Raw genomic sequence first — 18,469 nt, forward strand, 5'->3', positions numbered from 1 at the left:
CCTCTCGACGAACCGGACGGGCCGTCAGATGGTACCGGGTGCGATCTTTCCCGCGCCGGGCCGCAGGTACACCGCCCAGGTCAGCACCGAGCAGAGCGCGTAGGCGGCCAGGAAGGCCAGGTAGGCGGCGTCGCCGTTGCCACCGGCCAGGAAGGACTGCCGGAAGGCCAGGTTGACCAGCACTCCGCCGAACGCGCCGATGGCGCCTGCCAGTCCGATCAGCGCGGTGGCGCGGCGGCGGGAGTCGTGCTCGGCGGTGGTCGGGTCGGCGCCGGCCTCGACCGCCGCGCGGGCCCGGGCCTGGAAGACGGCCGGAATCATCTTGTAGGTGGCGCCGTTGCCGATGCCGCTCAGCACGAAGAGGGCGGTGAAGCCGGTCAGGAACAGCGGCAGCGAGTCGGCCCGGGAGGCGGCGAACACGATGCCGGTGCCGACGGCCATCAGCAGGAAGGCGCCCAGGGCGATTCCGGCGCCGCCGTGGCGGTCGGCGAGCCGCCCGCCGACCGGCCTGCAGAGCGAGCCCAGCAGGGGGCCGAGGAAGGTGAGGTAGGCGGCCTTCACCGGGGTGTCGAAGGTGTGGTGGAACTGCACCTGGAGCACCTGCCCGAAGGCGAAGCCGAACCCGATGAAGCTGCCGAAGGTGCCGATGTAGAGCACTGACACCACCCAGCTGTGCGGTTCCTTCAGCACCTCGTGCAGCGCGCGCCGGTCGTTCTTCAGCGCGGGGTTGTTGTCCATCTTCAGGGCCGCGCCGAGCGCCGCCAGCACGATCAGCGGGAGGTAGACCAGCGGGACCAGCCTGGGGTGGGCGGCGCCGGCCGTGGCGAGCACGGCCAGGCCGACCAGTTGCACGACCGGCACGCCGAGGTTGCCGCCGCCGGCGTTGATGCCCAGCGCCCAGCCCTTGAGCCGCTGCGGGTAGAAGGCGTTGATGTTGGCCATCGAGGAGGCGAAGTTGCCGCCGCCGACGCCCGCGACGCAGGCGACCGCGAGCAGGGTGCCGTAGGAGACGCCGGGCCGCAGCACCAGGGCGGCCAGCGCGGTCGGCACCAGGAGCAGCAGGGTGCTGACGACGGTCCAGTTGCGGCCGCCGAACCGGGCCACCGCGTAGCCGTAGGGCAGCCGCAGCAGCGCGCCGAGGGCGGTGGGCAGGGCGGTGAGGGTGAACTTGCCGGCCGGGTCGATGTGGTAGGCCGGGCCGAGGAAGAGCACCAGCACCGACCAGAGGCTCCACACCGAGAAGCCGATGTGCTCGGACAGCACCGAGAAGAGCAGGTTGCGCCGGGCCACCGTGGCCCCGCCCTCGGCCCAGAAGTCGTCGTCCTCCGGTCTCCAGTCGGTGATCGCCCGGGTCCGGGCCGGGTCCTTGACCGCTGTGCTCATGATGCGCTCCCCTGGGCGATCCGCACCGGCCAGACCCGGAGCACCGCGGGCCGGCCGTCGGGGGCGGTCTCCTCGTCCAGGCAGCGCCCGTCCCGCAGGTCGAAGACCTGCTTGTACATCGGGGAGGAGACGGTCGGCACTCCGGCGCGGCTGCCGAGGATGCCGCGCGAGAGGACGTAGGCGCCGCTGAACGGGTCGCGGTTGTCCACCGCGTACACCGCGCCCGAGCGGTCCCGGAAGACGGCGACCTGCTGTCCTTCGGCGCTCAGTGCGGCGACGCCGCGGCCGGGGGTCAGCTGCTCGTAGTCGCAGATCCGGGTCCACTCCCGGCCGTCCAGGATCTCCACGGTACCGGTGTCGGTCATACCCGTTGTTTCGGTCATGCGCTGTGCACCTCCAGGTGGGGGCCGGCGATCAGTGCCGGGGTGAGGACGCGCCCGTCCTCGTCGGGGCGGGCGGGGCGGATCTGGTCGCGCTCGGGGACGAAGGTCACCGTCGGGTCGGGCGCGCCGGGGGCGTTGACGAAGGAGGTGAAGCGGCGCAGCCGGTCCGGGTCGGCCAGCACTGCGGCCCATTCGTCCTGGTAGCAGGCGATGTGACGGTCAATCAGAGAATCAAGTTCGCCGCAGATGCCGAGCGAGTCCTCCAGCACCACCTGCCGGACGTGGTCCAGGCCGCCCTCGATCCGCTCCAGCCAGACCGAGGTGCGCTCCAGCCGGTCGGCGGTGCGGATGTAGAACATCAGGAACCGGTCGATGGTCCGCAGCAGCGTCTCCTTGTCCAAGTCGGCTGCCAGCAGGTCGGCGTGACGGGGCGTCATGCCGCCGTTGCCGCCGACGTAGAGGTTCCAGCCCGCAGAGGTGGCGATGACGCCGAAGTCCTTGCCCTGGGCTTCGGCGCACTCGCGGGCGCAGCCGGAGACGGCGGCCTTGAGCTTGTGCGGGGAGCGCAGTCCCCGGTAGCGCAGCTCCAGTTCGATGGCGAGGCCGACCGAGTCCTGCACGCCGTAGCGGCACCAGGTCTGGCCCACGCAGGACTTCACGGTGCGCAGCGACTTGCCGTAGGCGTGGCCGGATTCGAAGCCGGCGTCGACCAGGCGCCGCCAGATCCGCGGGAGTTGGTCGACGGTGGCGCCGAACAGGTCGATCCGCTGGCCTCCGGTGATCTTCGTGTAGAGGCCGTGGTCGCGGGCGATCTCGCCGATGGTGATCAGCCCCTGCGGGGTGATCTCGCCGCCGGGGATCCGCGGCACCACCGAATAGGAGCCGTTGCGTTGCAGGTTGGCCAGGAAGTGGTCGTTGGTGTCCTGCAGCGCGCCCTGCTCGCCGTCCAGGATGTGGCCTCCTGCCAGGCCGGCGAGGATCGAGGCGACGGCCGGCTTGCACAGGTCGCAGCCCTCGCCGCCGCGCCCGTAGCGGTCCAGCAGCTCGGAGAAGCCGGTGATGCCGGCCACTCGGACGATCTCGTAGAGCTCGCTGCGGGTCTGCCCGAAGTGCTCGCACAGGCTGTTGTCGACGGTGACGCCGCCGGCCGCCAGCTCGTCGGCGACGATGGCGCCGAGCAGTTTGACGCAACTGCCGCAGCCGGTCCCGGCCTTGGTGCACTTCTTGACCTCGGGCACGGTGGCGCAGCCCTGTTCGGCGACGGCCGCGCGGATCTCGCCCTTGGTGACGTTGTGGCAGGAGCAGACGATCGCCTCGTCCGGCAGCGCGACCGGCCCGCTCGCCGGGGCCAGCCCGGCCGGCAGCACCAGGTGCCCGGGCGCGGTGGTGAGCGGCTTGCCGCCGATGGCGAGGGGCCGCAGCAGGCCGTAGGACTCGGTGTCGCCGACCAGCACACCGCCGAGCAGCTGCCCGTCGCCGCCGATGACCAGCTTCTTGTAGACGCCGGACCGGCTGTCGCTGTAGAGCACGTCGACGGCGCCTTCGGTGGCGCCGTGGGCGTCACCGAAGCTGGCGACGTCGACGCCGAGCAGCTTGAGCTTGGTGGAGGTGTCGGCGCCGGTGAAGTGGTGCTCGTCGCGCAGTTCGCCGGCCAGCGAGCGGGCGGCGGTCTCGGCCATCGCGTAGCCGGGGGCGACCAGGCCGTAGACCTTGCCGTCCACGGCCAGGGCGCATTCGCCGATGGCGTAGACGTGCGGGTCGCGGGTGCGGCAGCGCTCGTCGACCACGATGCCGCCGCGCTCGCCCACCGGCAGGTCGCAGTCGCGGGCCAGTTGGTCGCGGGGCCGTACGCCGGCGGAGAAGACCACCAGGTCGGCGGGGAGTTCGCGGCCGTCGGACAGGCCCATCGCGCGGACCCGGCCGTCCTCGCCGGTGAGGATCGCCTGGGTGCCGGCGCCGGTGTGGACGTTGACGCCGAGGTCTTCGATCTTGCGGCGCAGCAGCTGCCCGCCGCCCTCGTCGATCTGGATGGCCATCAGGCGCGGCGCGAACTCGACCACATGGGTCTGGAGGCCGAGTGCGGTGAGCGCGCCGGCGGCTTCCAGGCCGAGCAGGCCACCGCCGACCACCACGCCGATCGTGGTGCCGTCGCTCTGGGCCTCGGCGCGGATCCGCTCCAGGTCCTCGATGGTGCGGTAGACGTGGCAGCCGGCCGCGTCATGGCCGGGGACGGGTGGCACGAACGGGTAGGAGCCGGTGGCCAGCACCAGCGCGTCGTAGTGCAGCACCGTGCCGGAGGCGCAGCCGACGGTGCGGGCGGCGCGGTCGATCGCCACGGCGGGGTCGGCGAGGCGCAGGTCGATGCCGTGCTCGGCGAGGAAGCCGGCCGGGGTGAGCGACAGCTCTTCGGCGCTGGTGCCGGAGAACCAGGAGGTGAGGTGGACCCGGTCGTAGGCGGCGCGGGGCTCCTCGGCGAGCACGGTGATCCGCCAGCCGGCTGCGCCGGGCTGCTCGACGAAGGCCTCCAGGAAGCGCTGGCCGACCATGCCGTGGCCGACCAGGACCAGGTCGCGCGGGCGGTGTTCCGTCGTCATCGGGCGGCTCCAAGGGTGGTGAGCAGGTGCAGGGGGTGGTCCGGGAGGGGGTCGTCGCGCTCCAGGGCGCGGGCGAGGTCGCCGACGGTGGCCAGGTCGCCGAGCAGGATCGCGCCGACCAGGCGGTCGCCGCGCAGCACCAGCTTCTTGTAGCTGCCGCGGGTGGCATCGGTCAGGCGCAGCACGTCCAACTCCGGCTGCTCGTCGGGCTGGACGTCGCCGAAGGCCGCGTACTCGATCGGGCCGGCGCTGAGCCGGGCCAGCGGCCGGGAGCCGGTGTAGCGGGCCTCGGGGTCGGCGCCGGAGAGCCGGGCGGCGAGGACGTCGGCCTGTTCCCAGGCGGGGCCTGCCAGTCCGTGGACGGTGCCGCGGTGCTGGGCGCAGTCGCCGATCGCGTGGACGTGCGGGGCGGAGGTGGCGAGGGTGTCGTCGACGACGATGCCGGTGCCGACGGCCAGGCCCGCCGCGTGGGCGAGCGCGGTGCGCGGCCGCACACCGCAGGCGAGGACGATCAGGTCGGTGTCGAGCCGGTAGCCGTTGGCCAGTTCGACCTCGCCGGCCGCGGTGACGGCCCGGGCCCGGTTGCCGGGGTAGGTCTCGACGCCGAGGGCGCGCAGCGCGCCGCGCAGCGCCGCTGCGGCCTGGGCGTCGAGTTGACGCTCGATCAGATATGGTCCCTGGTGGACGATTTCGACGGCGAGGCCGAGTGCGGCCAGGGCTCGTGCGGTGCTGACGCCGAGCACTCCGCCACCGATGACGACGGCCCGCTGGGCCTGGGTGGCGTCCTCGGTGAGCCGGGCGCAGTCGGCGAGGGTGCGCAGGGCGTGCACGCCGTCGCGCAGGCCGGTGCCGTCGGGGCGGCGCAGGCCGCGGATCGGCGGCAGCACCGGGTTGGCGCCGGTGGCGAGGACCAGTTTGTCCCAGGGCTCGGTGCTGCCGTCGGCGAGGGTGAGCAGGCGGGCGGCGGGGTCGAGGCCGACCGCCTCGGCGCCCGGTCGCAGCTCGGCGCGGCCGAACGGCAGGCTGATGGCGTCGGCGTCGTAGCGGCCGGTGAGCACGTCGGCGAGCAGCACCCGGTTGTAGGGAGCCCGGGGCTCGGCGCCGTACAGGGTGACCCGCGCGGTGCCGCCGAGCGCGTGGTACCGCTCGGCGAATCTCGCGGCCGCCATGCCCGCGCCGATGACGGCGATCCGGGGTTCTCGTGTCATGTCAGACCTTCTCCACCCGCACCGCGCAGACCTTGAACTCGGGCATCTTCGAGGTCGGGTCCAGCGCCGGGTTGGTCAGCGTGTTGGCCCGGCCCGCGCCCGACCAGTGGAAGGGCATGAAGACGGTGTCCGGCCGGATCGCGTCGGTGATCCGGGCCGGGGCGACGGCGCGGCCGCGGCGCGAGACGACCGCCAGCGGCTCGCCGTCCGTGACTTCGAGCCGGGCCGCGAGCCGCGGGTGCAGCTCGACGAACGGGCCCGGCGCGGCGGCGGTGAGCTCGGCGACCCGCCGGGTCTGCGCGCCGCTCTGGTACTGGGCGAGCACCCGGCCCGTGGTCAGGTACAGCGGGTACTCCTGGTCCGGCTGCTCGGCTGCCGGGCGGTGGGTGACGGGGGCGAACCGGGCCCGGCCGTCCGGGGTGGCGAACCGGTCGAGGAACAGCCGTGGGGTGCCCGGGTGGTCTTCGGCGGGGCAGGGCCAGAAGACGCCGTCCTCGGCTCGCAGCCGCTGGTAGTCGAGCCCGGCGTAGTCCGCCTGCCCGCCGGCCGAGGCGCGCCGAAGCTCGGCGAAGACGGTCTCCGGGTCGTCGTCGAACTCGGCCTGGGAGTCCAGCCGTTCGGCCAGCGCCCGCATGATCCACAGGTCGCTCCGCACCCCGGGCGGCGGTGCCACGGCCTGCCGGCGCAGGATCACCCGGCCCTCCAGATTGGTCATGGTCCCGGTCTCCTCCGCCCATTGGGTGCTGGGCAGCACCACGTCCGCGAGCTGGGCGGTCTCGGAGAGCACCGCGTCACAGACCACCAGCAGCTCCAACTCCCGCAGCCGCGCGGTGATGTGGGCCGCACGCGGGGCCGAGACGACCGGGTTGGAGCCCATCACCAGCAGCGCCCGCACGCCGTCCGGGCCGGGGCGGCCCAGGCTGTCCAGCAGCTCGTAGGCGGATCGGCCGCTGCGGGGCAGGGTGTCCGGGTCGACGCCCCACACCGCGGCGACGTGGGCGCGGGCGGCCGGGTCCTCGATGGAGCGGTAGCCGGGCAGTTGGTCGGCCTTCTGGCCGTGCTCGCGTCCGCCCTGGCCGTTGCCCTGGCCGGTGAGGCAGCCGTAGCCGGAGTACGGGCGTCCCGCCTTGCCGGCCGCCAGGCAGAGGTTGATCCAGGCGCCCACCGTGTCGGTTCCCTTGCTCTGCTGCTCGGGGCCGCGGGCGGTCAGCACCATGCCGGTTCGGGCTCGCCCGAAGTGTCGTGCTGCCTCGCGCAGTTGGCTCACCGGAACCCCGGTGACGGACTCCACCCGCTCGGGCCAGTGGGCCATGGCGGCCGCCCGGGCCGACTCGAAGCCGGTGGTGCGCTCGGCGACGAAGTCGGCGTCCACCGTCTGGTCGGCGATCAAGAGGTGCAACAGGCCCAGCGCCAGCGCCAGATCGGTGCCCGGCACGGGCTGCAGGTGCAGATCGGCCTGCTCGGCGGTGCGGGTGCGGCGCGGGTCCACCACGATCAAGGTGCCGCCGTTCTCGCGCAGTTCGCGGAAGTAGCGCAGCGCCGGCGGCATGGTCTCGGCCGGGTTGGCGCCGACCAGGATCAGGCACTCGGTGTGCGGGATGTCCGCGAGCGGGAACGGCAGGCCGCGGTCCAGGCCGAAGGCGAGCCGGCCAGCAGCGGCCGCCGAGGACATGCAGAACCGGCCGTTGTAGTCGATGGTCGCCGTGCCGAGCGCGACCCGGGCGAACTTGCCGAGCTGGTAGGCCTTTTCATTGGTCAGCCCGCCGCCGCCGAACACCCCCACCGCGTCCGCGCCGTGCTCGGCCCGGATCGCGGCGAGGCCCGCCGCCACCCGGTCCAGCACCTCGGCCCAAGTGGCAGCGCGCAGTTCGCCCCCGCCGGTGCGCACCAGCGGCGTACTGAGGCGGACGCCGGGGGCCAGCAGCGCAGCAGCGTTCTGGCCCTTGCCGCACAGCGCACCGCGGTTGACGGGGAAGTCGGCGCGCTCACGCACTTGCACCGGCACCGCACTGCCGATCGCCGTCGGAGCGAGCAGCATGCCGCACTGCAGTGAGCAGTACGGGCAGTGCGTCGCCGTCGCGGCCGGGGTGGTGGTGGTCATGGCGACGAATCTGACGGGTGGGCGTTACACGGCCTTGTCCCGAGTGTTGCGCCCACGGCACACCTTGCTCACGCCGTGACCGGGACGGGGTGGGCCGGCCGACATCCGTCGTAACACGAGAAGGCGTTTCGCTAACGTCGGTTTGATCACCAGGCAACCTCCCGGTAACAGGAGCCCTCGAACCTGCGTCCATGGGCACCACAGAACATCCGCCGCTGACCGGCTTCACCGTCGGCGTCACCGCCGCACGGCGCCGCGACGAACTGGTCGCGCTGCTCACCCGGCGCGGCGCGCGCGTCATCGAGGCGCCGACGCTGCGCATCCTGCCGCTGGAGGACGACCTGGCGCTGCGCCAGGCCACCGAGCAGTGCCTGCGGGCGCCGCTGGACTATGTGGTGGCCACCACCGGCCTGGGCTGGCGCGGCTGGATGAGCGCCGCCGACGGCTGGGGCCGGGGCGCCGAACTGGCCGCCGCCTGCCGAGACGCACTGGTGCTGACCCGCGGCCCGAAGGCGACCGGCGCGGTGCGGGCCAGCGGCCTGGACGAGGCCTGGTCGCCGGGCACCGAGGCCACCGACGAACTGCTGACCTGGCTGCTCGCCCGCCCACTGGCCGGCCGCCGGATCGCGGTGCAGGAGCACGGCATCCCGCTCGACGACTTCGCCGCCGCCCTGCGGGAACGCGGCGCCGAGGTGATCTCGGTGCCGGTCTACCGCTGGGCGCCACCGGACGACGCGGGGCCGGTGCGGCGGCTGGTCGAGCAGACCGCCCGCCGCGAGATCCACGCGATGACCTTCACCAGCGCGCCCGCGATCACCGCGTTCCTCACCACGGCGAGAGCCGACGGGCTGGACGGGCCGGTGCTGGACGCGCTGCGCGGCGAGACCCTGGCCGTCTGCGTCGGCCCGGTCTGCGCCCGCCCGCTGGTGGCGGCCGGCATCCCGGTGATCTGGCCGGAACGCGGGCGGCTCGGTGCCCTGGTGCGCACCCTCACCGAGGCCCTGCCCGCCCGGAGCCGGCAGGTGCTGACCGTGGCCGGCCGCGAACTGGTGCTCCAGGGCAACGCGTTGCTGGTGGCGGGCGAGAGCCACTGGCTCTCGCCCAAGAGCGCCACCCTGCTGCGCGCCCTTGCCGAGCACCCCGGCTGGGTGCTCAGCCGCCCCGAACTGCTGCGCCGCGCCTGGGCGGACTCGGACGCCGACGAGCACGCGGTGGAAGCCGCGATCGCCCGGCTGAGACAGTCGCTGGGACGGCACAGCGACCTGATCCGCACCGTGCCCAAGCGCGGCTACCGGCTGGCGACGGGGTGACGGGCGTGCCCGGCCGCCCGACCCTGCTCGCCGTCGCCCACGGCACCCGGGCGGCGGCCGGGGTGGCGACCACCGAGGCGCTGCTGGCCCGGGTCCGGGCCCTGCGACCCGACCTTCGCGTCGAGTGCTGCTACCTGGACCTGGCCTCCCCCGCGCTCCCCGAGGCGCTGGCCCGGCTGCGCGGCGCGGTGGTCCTGGTGCCGCTGCTGCTGGGCACCGGCTACCACCATCGGGTCGACATCCCCGCCGCCGTAGCCGCGGAGCCCCGGCCCCAGGCCCGGATCGCCCGCCCGCTGGGGCCGCACCCGCTGCTGGCGGCGGCGCTGACGGACCGTCTGTACGCCGCCGGCTGGCGGCCACGGGCACCGCGGTCGGCCCTGGTGCTGGCGGCGGCCGGCTCCACCGACCCGGCCGCGGGCGTCGACACGGCCGCGATGGCCGCCCTGCTGCGCGAGCACCTGCCCGGCCGCCCGCCCGTCGTGCCGGCGAACCTGTGCGGCGCCGGGCCCAGCCCCGCCGAGGCGGTCACCGCGCTGCGGGCCGCCGGGCACCGGCAGGTCGCCGTCGCCGAATACCTGCTCGGCCCCGGCTTCTTCGCCCGCCGCGCGGCCGCCTCCGGCGCCTGCCTCACCTCCGCGCCGCTGGGCGCCCATGACGCGCTGGCCCGGCTGGTCGTGCTCCGCTACCAGGAGGCGCTGGCGTCACCGGCCCTTGCGTCAGCGACCCCAGTGCCCTTTCCAGCAGCACCCATTGCGGCAACGCCCGTTCCGTCAGCGGCTCTTGCGCCAGCGCCCGTTGCATCAGCGGCCCTTGCGACACCACCCGTTCCGTCAGCGCCCCTTGTGGCAACGCCCGTTCCGTCAGCGCCCGTTTGAGCGCAGCACCTCCTCGACGGCTTCCAGGGTCTCCGCCGCATCCCGCATGCCCGCAGCGATCGCCCGCTCCAGCCAGACCTTGGCCTCGCCGGCCACCTCGGGGTTGTAACCGTCGCGCTGCATCAGCACCTTGGCCAGGCTCTCCTGCGCCACCGGGTCGCCGGCATCCGCGCCGATCCGCAGCAGCGCCTCCGCCTCGGCCAGCCGGCCGGCGTCGACCAGCGGCCGGACCTCGTTGTGCAGGTGGGTGGTGGCCACGCCCAGCAGGTCCCACTGCTCCTCCGTGCCAAGGGCCGCGCCCGGCTTCCGCTGCAGCAGCCCGACCAGCGCATAGGTGGCGCGGAAGTCGCCGTCGGCGGACGACTCGCGGAGCACCTCCTCCGCACCGTCGGAGTTGCCCATCAGCCCCAGCGCGGACCCGAGCAGCGGCGCGACCCCGGTGTCACCGGCGTCCATCAGGATGCGCAGCAATTGGACCGCCACCGGGTAGTCGCCCGCGGTGTAGGCCTGGGCGGCCGCGTCGCGCATCGCCTGGAGCTCGGCGTCGCCGCTCCCGTCGACCCGATCGGCCGCCTCCTTCTTGCGTCGCCCGAATATGCCCACTGTCCCACTCCTTCGTTCCACAACTCCGGCCGTGAGGAAGCAAAACTAGCCCACCGGAGCCCGCAGGGCATCGACGGCGAGGCGGGCGGCGGTGCCGATCACGGCATCGGCGGCGGGGAGGGTGATGCTGGTGGCCGTGGCGCGGGTGAAGACCGCCACGGCGTAGCGACCGCCGTCCGGATACTCGATGACGCCGACCTCATGACGCAGGGTCGGCAGGGTGCCGGTCTTGCCGTGCACCCGCACATCGTCGAACGGGAAGCCGGAAGCAAGCCGGTGCGGCCAGACCTGGAGGCCGAGCAGGCGGCGCAGCGCGGCGCCGTGTTCGCCCGGGCAGGCCTGGTCGTACCAGATCGCGGCGAGAAGTGCGGTCATCTCGCGGGCGGTGCTGCGGTTGGTGAAGGCGGGGTCGAGGACGCGCAGCCGGGCGACGACGGCCGGGTCCACCGGGGAGCCGGAGCCGGTGTCCTGGCGCAGCGCCGCGATCATGTCGCGGATCTTGTGCACGGCGACGGTGCGGGTCAGGCCCAGGTCGGCCATGGTGCCGTTGACGGCGTCCAGGCCGAGCTCGTCCCAGAGCAGGTCGGCGGCGGTGTTGTCGCTGACGGCGATGCTCAGGTAGGCGAGGTCGCGCAGCGAGAGCCGGGCGGCGTCCAGCATCGCGGCCAACCCGGTGGGGCCGTCGGTGCGACCGAAGGCCGGGATGTCGAGGCGGCGGGTCAGGTCGATCCGGCCCGCCGCAGCCTGGCGGAACAGCGTGGTGAGCACACAGAGCTTGTGGACGCTGGCAGTGCTCACCAAGGTGTCCGCGCCGTGGGCGAGTTCGGTACCGGTATCGAGGTCGCGGGCGTGCAGCAGGCCGGTCACTCCGGCCTCGGCGAAGGCCTCGGCGATCCGGGCGCGGGCGTGGGCGTTGCTGGTATCGCTTCTCACAGCGGGAACTCCGTGGCGGGCCGGGGGAAGAGCGGGCGGTTGGGCGGCTCGGCCAGCAGGCCGCCGGGGTCGGTGAGGGCCTGCTGGGCCGCATCGGCGAACAGTCCGACGGCCGGCCCGCCTGCGCCGGCCGGCCAGGCGGTGGAGGTGCGCCAGGTCAGCGGGGTTCCGACCAGTGGACGCCAGACGGTACCGGGTGGCGGGGCGGTCCGGGGCGCCAGGGCGACGGCGGTGCCGGTGAGCACCAGGGCGCGGGCGACGTCCGACCCGTGGTGCTGGTCGACCAGGGCCGCCGGGGCGCAGCCGTGCCGAGCCAGCGTGGTGAGCATCTCGTCGTACAGCGCCGGGGCGGTGGCGCGGGGGAAGAGCACCAGCTGTCGGCCGGTCAGGTCGGCCAGCGCCAGCTCCGCACGGTTCGCCTGGGGGCTGTCGGCGGCGAGCAGCACGCCGACCGGCTGGTGCAGCACCGCCCCGAAGGCCAGCCCGACGGCCGGGCAGGGGTGGCGGACTATCGCGACGTCCACGGTGTGCTGGGTGAGTTCACGGGCCACCGCCGTGACCGGGAGCTCCCGCACGTCCAGCTGGGTGCCCGGGGAGGCGGCCCGGAACCGGGTGAGCAGGGCGGCCACCGCGGCCGGGCCGAGGTCGGGCGGCAGGGCGGCGCGCAGGGTGCCGGCTCGGCCGGTGCGCAGGTCGGACGCGGTGCCGAGGAGCCGGGCGGTGGATTCCAGCACTTCCTCGGTGTCGGCCAGCAGCAGCCGGCCTGCCGGGGTGAGGGCGACGCCGCGCGGACCGCGGTCGAAGAGCGTGATGCCCAACTCGCGTTCCAGACGCTGGATCCGCTGGGAGAGCGAGGGCTGGGCGATCCGCAGACGTTCCGCGGCCCGGCCGACGTGACCCTCCTCAGCGACGGCGCGGAAGTAGCGGAGGTGCCGCAGCAGGTCCATGGGCAGCAATCATAGGCAATTGGCTATCACTCCCGTCACGATCGAGGTCTTGGACTGGTCCGCTCACGACCTGTTTAGCTGACGTCACACCCGAGGTTCGGCAGGCCGGGGTTCGGCAACCCGAGATTCGCCAACGCGACGCTCGGTAGCCCGAGACTCAGAGCACCCGAGGTTCGGCAACCCGTCGAGGAGACCCGCTGATGACGCCCCTGTTCCCGAGGGCCGCCACCGCCCTGCTCGCGGCGGCCCTGCTCGCCGGCTGCTCGGCGAGCAGTGCCGCCACCCCGGCCGCACCGGCCGCACCGGGCTCCGCCGCCGGCAGCCCCACCCCGTCCACCGAGGCGTTCGCCCAACTCGAACAGCAGTTCGGCGCCCGCGTGGGCCTGTACGCACTCGACACCGGCAGCGACCGCGAGGTGGCCTACCACGCGGACGACCGGTTCGCCTTCGCCTCCACCATCAAGTCGCTCTCCGTCGGCACCCTGCTGCGGCACGCCTCCGACGCCGAGTTGGACAAGGTGGTGACCTACCACCAGGAGGACGTCCTGTCGTGGGCGCCGGTCACCTCGAAGCACGTGGCCGACGGCATGAAGCTGCGCGATCTGGCCACCGCCGCCATCGAGCAGAGCGACAACACGGCCGCCAACCTGGTCACCGCCGAGCTGGGCGGCCCGGCCGCCGTGCAGCAGGCCCTGCGCGACCTCGGCGACCGGACCACCAACGTCGACCGGACCGAGCCGACCCTCAACGAGGCGACCCCGGGCGACACCCGCGACACCAGCACGCCCCGGGCGATGGCCACCGACCTGCGCCAGTACGTCCTCGGCGGCACCCTGGCCGGCGACCACCGGCAGCTGCTCACCGACTGGCTGGTCGGCAACACCACTGGCGGCCCGTACATCCGGGCGGGCGTACCCACCGGCTGGAAGGTCGGCGACAAGACCGGCAACGGCGGCTACGGCACCCGCAACGACATCGGGATCCTCTGGCCGAACGACGGCCACGCCCCCATCGTCATCGCCGTGCTGACGGACCGTGGCAAGCCGGACGCCAAGTCGGACGACGCCCTGATCGCCCAGGCCACCAAGGCCGCCCTCGACGCACTCCACTGACCCGAGGCCGCACAAACCGGCACCCTGTCTCGCCACCGCATGCTCGGTGTCACCACGACGTGGACGCCGCAGCCCTCCCCGGTGCCGGTGCCCGGCTCCGCCAACTCGACGGCCTCGCCCCGATGTGCCGTCCGCCGTCCCCACCCACGGGAACCACCTCGCCCTCCCGCTGACCGAGCCGGCCCGCGCCTGAGGAGGCCTGGGCGCGCTCCGGGCCGGGGTCCACCAGCCCAGCCCGGCAACCCAGTTCAGCCGCCCGGCTCACCAGGAGTCCTTCACTCCGTGAGCCGGCCAGCCGACGCCTATGCTCCCACCATGACGATCACGATCACGAACACCGCAACCGACGCAGAGACAGCCCGCGCCGCGGCACGAGCCGGGGCGGCCGTGGTGCGCGACATGTTCGGGGCTTCGCTGGACCGGTTCGACAAGGGGGCCGGGGACTTCGCGACGGCCGCGGACCTGGCTGCGGAGCAGGCCATCCTCGATGTGCTGCGCGCCGCCCGGCCCGACGACGCCGTGACCGGCGAGGAGGCCGGGCAGCTCGGCCGTGCGGACGCGCGGCGCCGGTGGCTGGTCGATCCGCTGTGCGGCACCCTGAACTACGCGGTGCGCAACCTGCTGGTCGCGGTGAACGTCGCCCTGCGGACGGGCTCCGACATCACCGCGGCCGCTGCCGCCGACCCGTTCACCGACGAGGTCTTCTGGACCGACGGCGAACGGGCCTGGCTGCGCACCGGCGACCAGGACGAGCCGCTGGTCCCCTCGGCCGACTCGCGGCTGGTCGACCTCAACCTCGACCCGCCCTTCCCCAACGCCCCCGGCTTCCGCGCGGCCCGGCTGCTCACCGAGCCGGCCTTCGTGGAGCGGTTCCGCCCGCGCGTGGTCTCCACCACGCTGGCGGTGGCCTGGGTCGCCGCCGGCCGCCGGGCCGCCTACGTCACCGACGGCCACCTCGACGACAGCGTGCACTTCGCCGCCGGGATCGCCCTGTGCCGGTCCGCCGGCTGCGTGGTGACCGGCATCCACGGCCAGCCGCTGCACACCGGCGCGGGGGGCCTGCTCGTCGCCGCCGACCAGGAGACCCACGCGGCGCTGCTCGACATGGTCAACCGACAGCGCCCTGACCTGCCCTGACCTACCCTTCGCGCCTGCCGGAAGTCGGTGGCCCGGGCCTTGCCGGCCTGCGGTGATCACTCCCATGCCGGCCACCCCGGTCGTCCTTGCCCCGACCGTGCCATTGGCCGTCGCCGACGGCACGGTCGGTGACTTCGAGACGCGCATCGCGGTCGACTGCGCTGCCAACGACCTGAGCCGACTGGCCGGTTGGGCGCGGGACCGGAGCCTGAAGTTCACCCACATCGTGCTGGCCCGTGGGCGGATGGTGTCACAGCCGATGGTGACGCTGCGCGGATCGGCGGCGCTCGCTCGGCACCGGGCGCAGGTCGCGGCCGCCGTGCACGTCTCCTGGAACGCCCGCCCCGATGACGGCCGGGGCCGGGACGTCGGCCTGCCCCGGCGGCGGATCCGGTCGGTCGGGCCCCGCCGGAACGCCTGGTGATCAAGACGCGCCCCCAGCACACGGGGATGAGATGCTGGGGGCGCGTGTCCTCAATGCTAAGCAGCGGCCACTGACCGATCATCAGCCCACAGGTGTTATCCCACAGGCTGACGCGCACCCGCACCACAGCCGTCCATCCAGCGGGGTACGGGGCTCGACGCTATCCCCGCTCCCTGCGCAGCCCGCCGGCCCATGCCAGCAACCCCACCGCCATGAACACCGCCCCGGCCGCCGCGACGCCCGGCCAGCCGCCGAGGCGGTAGGCGGTCGTTCCGATGGCGGACCCGGCGGCACCGCCGAGGAAGTACGAGGTCATGTACACCGAGGCGATCCGCGACCGGGCGGCGTCGACCAGGCCGTAGACCACGCTCATGTTCAGCAGATGGGTGCCGTGGACCGCCGCGTCCATCACCAGCACGCCGACCACCAGCCACACCAGGCTCTGCCCGCCCAGCCAGATCGCGCCGAACGACGCCGCCCCGAGGGCGAGCAGCGCACCCGTCAGCCAGCGCTGCGCCCCGGCGTCGGCGGCTCGGCCGACCAGTTTGGACGCGATCGCGCCGGCCGCACCGAGCAGCGCGAAGGCACCGATCCCGCTCTGGCCGAAGTGGTAGGGCGCACCGGTCAGCAGGAAGGCCACCGTGGCCCAGAACACCCCGAACCCGCCGAACACGCAGGCACCGATCAGCGAGCGGCGACGGAGCAGCGGCTCGGTTGCCGCCAGCGCGAACGTCGCCTTCAGCTGGGCTCGGTAGCCGATCGCCACCTCGGGCGCGGACTCCACCAGCACCCGGCTGAGCAGCACGGCCAGCGCCGACGTCGCCACTGCGGCACACAGGAAGACGGCCCGCCAGCCGAGCGCGTCCCCGAGCAGCCCGGCGACCGAGCGCGACAGCAGGACCCCTAGCAGCAGCCCGCTGAGCAGCGTGGCCGTCACCCGGCCGCGTTCCTGCTCGGCGGCGATGGTGGCGGCGTACGGCATCAGGATCTGCACCGCGCTGGCGCCCAGCCCGACCGCCGTCCCCGCCGGCAGCAGCACCCACAAGGTGGGCGCGGCGGCACTGAGCAGCAGCGCCGCCGCCTCGCCCCCCAGCAGCAGGCAGACCAGCCGCCGTCGCCGGGCGATGTCACCGAGCGGGACCAGCAGCACCAGCCCGAGGGCATAGCCGAGTTGGGTCGTCGTCACCAGCGCGCCGGCCGAGGCCGGGCTCGCCTTGAAGGCATGCGCGATCCGGGGCAGCAGCGGCTGGCAGTAGTAGAGGTTGGCGGCGGTGAGCCCGCAGGCGACCGCCAGCAGCCGCACCAGCCAGCGCGGTGCTCCGGTCCGCTCGGCCGGGGCGGCGGTCTTGGGCAGGACCGCCGTCATGACAGCGGCCACGGGCGGGCCGTGGCACCCAGCCGGTTCCAGGTGATGATCACCGGGATGGCGCTCTGAGAAGTCGTCATGTCAGGAACGGTAGGCGGCCAGTGGGCCATGGATAAGATCCACTTCCGTGACGGACAACTGGCCCACTTCTTCCGGGCTCGACCTGCATCTGGAGCTGCCCCCGGGGCTCGGCCGCCGCGCCGCGCTGGAGCACGCGCTGCGCGAGGCGATCCGCAGCGGCAGGCTCGCCCCGAGGCGCGGCTGCCGGCCACCCGAAGGCTGGCCACCGAGTTCGGGATGGCCCGTGGCACCATCCGCGCGGCATACGATCAGCTGATCGCCGAGGGGTATCTGACGGCCCATCACGGTTCGGGCACCAGGGTCGCCCGGATCCCGGCTCCCCGGCCTGCGGTTCCCGCACCCGCGCCGACACCCGCGCCGGCGCCCGCCGCCCCGGCGCCGCTCTACGATCTGCGGCCGGGCAGCCCCGATCCGGCGTCGTTCCCCACCTCGGCCTGGCTGCGGGCGACCCGCCGCGCCCTGACCGTCGCCCCCGCCGAGGTGTACGGCTACGGCGACCCGCGCGGCCGGATCGAGCTGCGGACCGCACTCGCCGGCTACCTGGGCCGGGCCCGGGGCGTGCTCACTACGCCCGAGCAGATCGTGGTCACCTCCGGCTACGTCCAGGCGCTGGCCCTGCTCGTCCAGGTGCTCGCCCGGGCGGGCGCGGCCGCGGTGGCGATGGAGGACCCGGGTCTGGCGTTCCACCGCGAGGTGGTCCGCCGCCACGGCGGCACCGTGCTCCCGCTCCCGGTCGACGAGCACGGCGCCCGCACCGATCGGCTGCCCGCCGCCGACGCGGTCGTGGTGACGCCGGCCCACCAGTACCCGACCGGCGCCTCGCTCCAGCCGGCCAGGCGCCGACTGCTCGTCGACTGGGCCCGCGCGACCGGTGCCCTGGTGGTGGAGGACGACTACGACGGCGAGTTCCTCCCCCGACCGCCGGGCGGCCGCCAGCCGCTGGGCGCCCTCCAGGGGGCGGCGCCGGACCTGGTGGCCTACATCGGCAGCGCCTCCAAGACCCTCGGGCCCGCCCTGCGCCTGGCCTGGCTGGTGCTGCCGCCGCAGCTGGTCGACGCCGTGCTGGAAGCCAAGCTCCACAACGACCACCACACCGAGACCATCGGCCAGTTGGCGCTCGCCGAGCTGATCACCGGGCACGGGTACGACCAGCACATCCGGGCCGGCCGGCAGCGCTACCGGCGCCGCCGCGAACAGTTGCTCGACACCCTCGCCGCGCTGTCCCGCCCGGCCCTCGCCACCCCGGGCATCGCGGCCGGACTGCACGCGCTGGTCCCGCTCCCCGCCGACGGGCCCACCGAGCGCGAGATCCTGGAGCGTGCCACCGCGCACCGCCTCCGCCTCGGCTACCTCGGCGAGCACTGGCACCAGCCCGCCGCCGACCGCCCGCAGGGCGTGATCATCGGCTACGCCACCCCGACCGAGAGCGCCTACCCCGCGACACTGCGAACCCTGGCCCAGGTGCTAGGCGGCTGATTCCCCAGGCCACATACCCTGACGGGTATTCGCAGCCAACCCCTTCGCGTGTGTAACCTGTCTGCAGGGATACCCACCGGGGTATCTTTTCGGATGAGCTGACCGCCCGCCCCCTCGGCGCCTTCGGAGGAAACCATGGACTACGGCATCACCATCACCCTGGACACCCCGTTCGAGCAGACCGTCGACCGGGTCCGCGCCGCCCTCGCCGAGCAGGGCTTCGGCGTGCTCACCGAGATCGACGTGCGCGCCACCATGCAGGCCAAGCTCGGCGCGGAGATGGAGGACTACCTCATCCTCGGCGCCTGCAACCCGCCGCTCGCCCACCGCGCCCTGTCGGCGGAGCGCCAGATCGGGCTGCTGCTGCCGTGCAACGTCGTGGTCCGGGCGGCCACCGACGGCGGCACCCTGGTCGAGGCGATGGACCCGCAGCTGATGGTCACGGTCACCGAGCGCGCCGAGCTGCGCGAGGTCGCCGACGAGGCCGCGACCCGCCTGCGGGCCGCACTCGCCGCACTCAAGGCCTGAGGCCGCCG

15 protein-coding genes and 1 pseudogene are annotated in these 18,469 nt (G+C 74.0%); 7 read left to right on the plus strand and 9 right to left on the minus strand.

All coding sequences use genetic code 11. From position 1 onward, the window contains the following. Positions 1–24: 24 nt before the first annotated feature. Genes E6W39_RS00345 through E6W39_RS00365 form a run of 5 tightly spaced genes read right to left on the minus strand, consistent with a single transcriptional unit; the run spans position 25 to position 7,669 of the window. On the minus strand, positions 25–1,383 hold the full coding sequence (locus E6W39_RS00345; protein ID WP_141631701.1) for a nitrate/nitrite transporter: 1,359 nt from the start codon (positions 1,381–1,383) through the stop codon (positions 25–27). Continuing rightward, positions 1,380–1,766, minus strand: a complete 387-nt coding sequence (gene nirD / locus E6W39_RS00350; RefSeq protein WP_141631702.1) for a nitrite reductase small subunit NirD — start codon at positions 1,764–1,766, stop codon at positions 1,380–1,382. Before nirD ends, E6W39_RS00345 begins: the two co-directional genes overlap by 4 nt. Then, on the minus strand, positions 1,763–4,360 hold the full coding sequence (gene nirB, locus E6W39_RS00355; protein ID WP_141631703.1) for a nitrite reductase large subunit NirB: 2,598 nt from the start codon (positions 4,358–4,360) through the stop codon (positions 1,763–1,765). The genes nirD and nirB overlap by 4 nt, the downstream gene beginning before the upstream one ends. After that, a complete protein-coding gene (locus E6W39_RS00360) occupies positions 4,357–5,568 on the minus strand; it encodes an NAD(P)/FAD-dependent oxidoreductase (RefSeq protein WP_141631704.1) in 1,212 nt (403 codons plus the stop codon). Before E6W39_RS00360 ends, nirB begins: the two co-directional genes overlap by 4 nt. Position 5,569: 1 nt before the next feature. After that, on the minus strand, positions 5,570–7,669 hold the full coding sequence (locus E6W39_RS00365; RefSeq protein WP_141631705.1) for a molybdopterin oxidoreductase family protein: 2,100 nt from the start codon (positions 7,667–7,669) through the stop codon (positions 5,570–5,572). A gap of 191 nt (positions 7,670–7,860) precedes the next feature. Here E6W39_RS00365 and E6W39_RS00370 point away from each other — a divergent pair, with 191 nt between their 5' ends. Further along, entirely contained in the window at positions 7,861–8,979 is a 1,119-nt protein-coding gene (locus E6W39_RS00370) for a uroporphyrinogen-III synthase (protein ID WP_141631706.1), read from the plus strand. 5 nt (positions 8,980–8,984) lie between these two features. Beyond that, positions 8,985–9,854, plus strand: coding sequence for a sirohydrochlorin chelatase (locus tag E6W39_RS00375; RefSeq protein WP_228717855.1), 870 nt, complete (start codon positions 8,985–8,987; stop codon positions 9,852–9,854). Here the strand turns inward: E6W39_RS00375 and E6W39_RS00380 are convergent. From E6W39_RS00380 to E6W39_RS00390, 3 genes are read right to left on the minus strand one after another with little or no spacing between them, the layout of a single operon-like run. Next, positions 9,840–10,457: a hypothetical protein gene (locus tag E6W39_RS00380; RefSeq protein ID WP_141631707.1), complete on the minus strand. Its 618-nt coding sequence runs from the start codon at positions 10,455–10,457 to the stop codon at positions 9,840–9,842. The two genes, E6W39_RS00375 and E6W39_RS00380, sit on opposite strands and share 15 nt — an antisense overlap. 45 nt (positions 10,458–10,502) lie before the next feature. Continuing rightward, a complete protein-coding gene (locus E6W39_RS00385; protein ID WP_141631708.1) occupies positions 10,503–11,390 on the minus strand; it encodes a serine hydrolase in 888 nt (295 codons plus the stop codon). Beyond that, positions 11,387–12,337, minus strand: coding sequence for a LysR family transcriptional regulator (locus E6W39_RS00390; protein ID WP_141631709.1), 951 nt, complete (start codon positions 12,335–12,337; stop codon positions 11,387–11,389). Before E6W39_RS00390 ends, E6W39_RS00385 begins: the two co-directional genes overlap by 4 nt. Before the next feature lie 200 nt (positions 12,338–12,537). Here E6W39_RS00390 and bla point away from each other — a divergent pair, with 200 nt between their 5' ends. The 3 genes from bla to E6W39_RS38880 all read left to right on the plus strand — a co-directional run bounded on the left by bla (position 12,538) and on the right by E6W39_RS38880 (position 15,010). Continuing rightward, on the plus strand, positions 12,538–13,449 hold the full coding sequence (gene bla / locus E6W39_RS00395) for a class A beta-lactamase (protein WP_141631710.1): 912 nt from the start codon (positions 12,538–12,540) through the stop codon (positions 13,447–13,449). A gap of 315 nt (positions 13,450–13,764) precedes the next feature. Further along, positions 13,765–14,586: an inositol monophosphatase family protein gene (locus tag E6W39_RS00400; RefSeq protein ID WP_141631711.1), complete on the plus strand. Its 822-nt coding sequence runs from the start codon at positions 13,765–13,767 to the stop codon at positions 14,584–14,586. Between the two features lie 64 nt (positions 14,587–14,650). Next, entirely contained in the window at positions 14,651–15,010 is a 360-nt protein-coding gene (locus E6W39_RS38880; RefSeq protein ID WP_181798998.1) for a hypothetical protein, read from the plus strand. Positions 15,011–15,170: 160 nt separating this feature from the next. On the opposite strand, the gene E6W39_RS00410 is transcribed toward E6W39_RS38880, so the two are convergent. Further along, positions 15,171–16,388: an MFS transporter gene (locus E6W39_RS00410; RefSeq protein WP_141631712.1), complete on the minus strand. Its 1,218-nt coding sequence runs from the start codon at positions 16,386–16,388 to the stop codon at positions 15,171–15,173. A gap of 115 nt (positions 16,389–16,503) precedes the next feature. On the opposite strand from E6W39_RS00410, the pseudogene pdxR reads away from it, so the two are divergent. Together pdxR and E6W39_RS00420 are read left to right on the plus strand one after the other, a co-directional pair. Further along, positions 16,504–17,933: pseudogene (pdxR, locus tag E6W39_RS00415) on the plus strand (MocR-like pyridoxine biosynthesis transcription factor PdxR). Between the two features lie 135 nt (positions 17,934–18,068). Continuing rightward, complete coding sequence (locus E6W39_RS00420) at positions 18,069–18,461, plus strand: DUF302 domain-containing protein (RefSeq protein WP_141631713.1); 393 nt, start codon at positions 18,069–18,071, stop codon at positions 18,459–18,461. Positions 18,462–18,469: the final 8 nt, after the last annotated feature.

Source organism: Kitasatospora acidiphila (genome assembly GCF_006636205.1).
GTDB lineage: Bacteria > Actinomycetota > Actinomycetes > Streptomycetales > Streptomycetaceae > Kitasatospora > Kitasatospora acidiphila.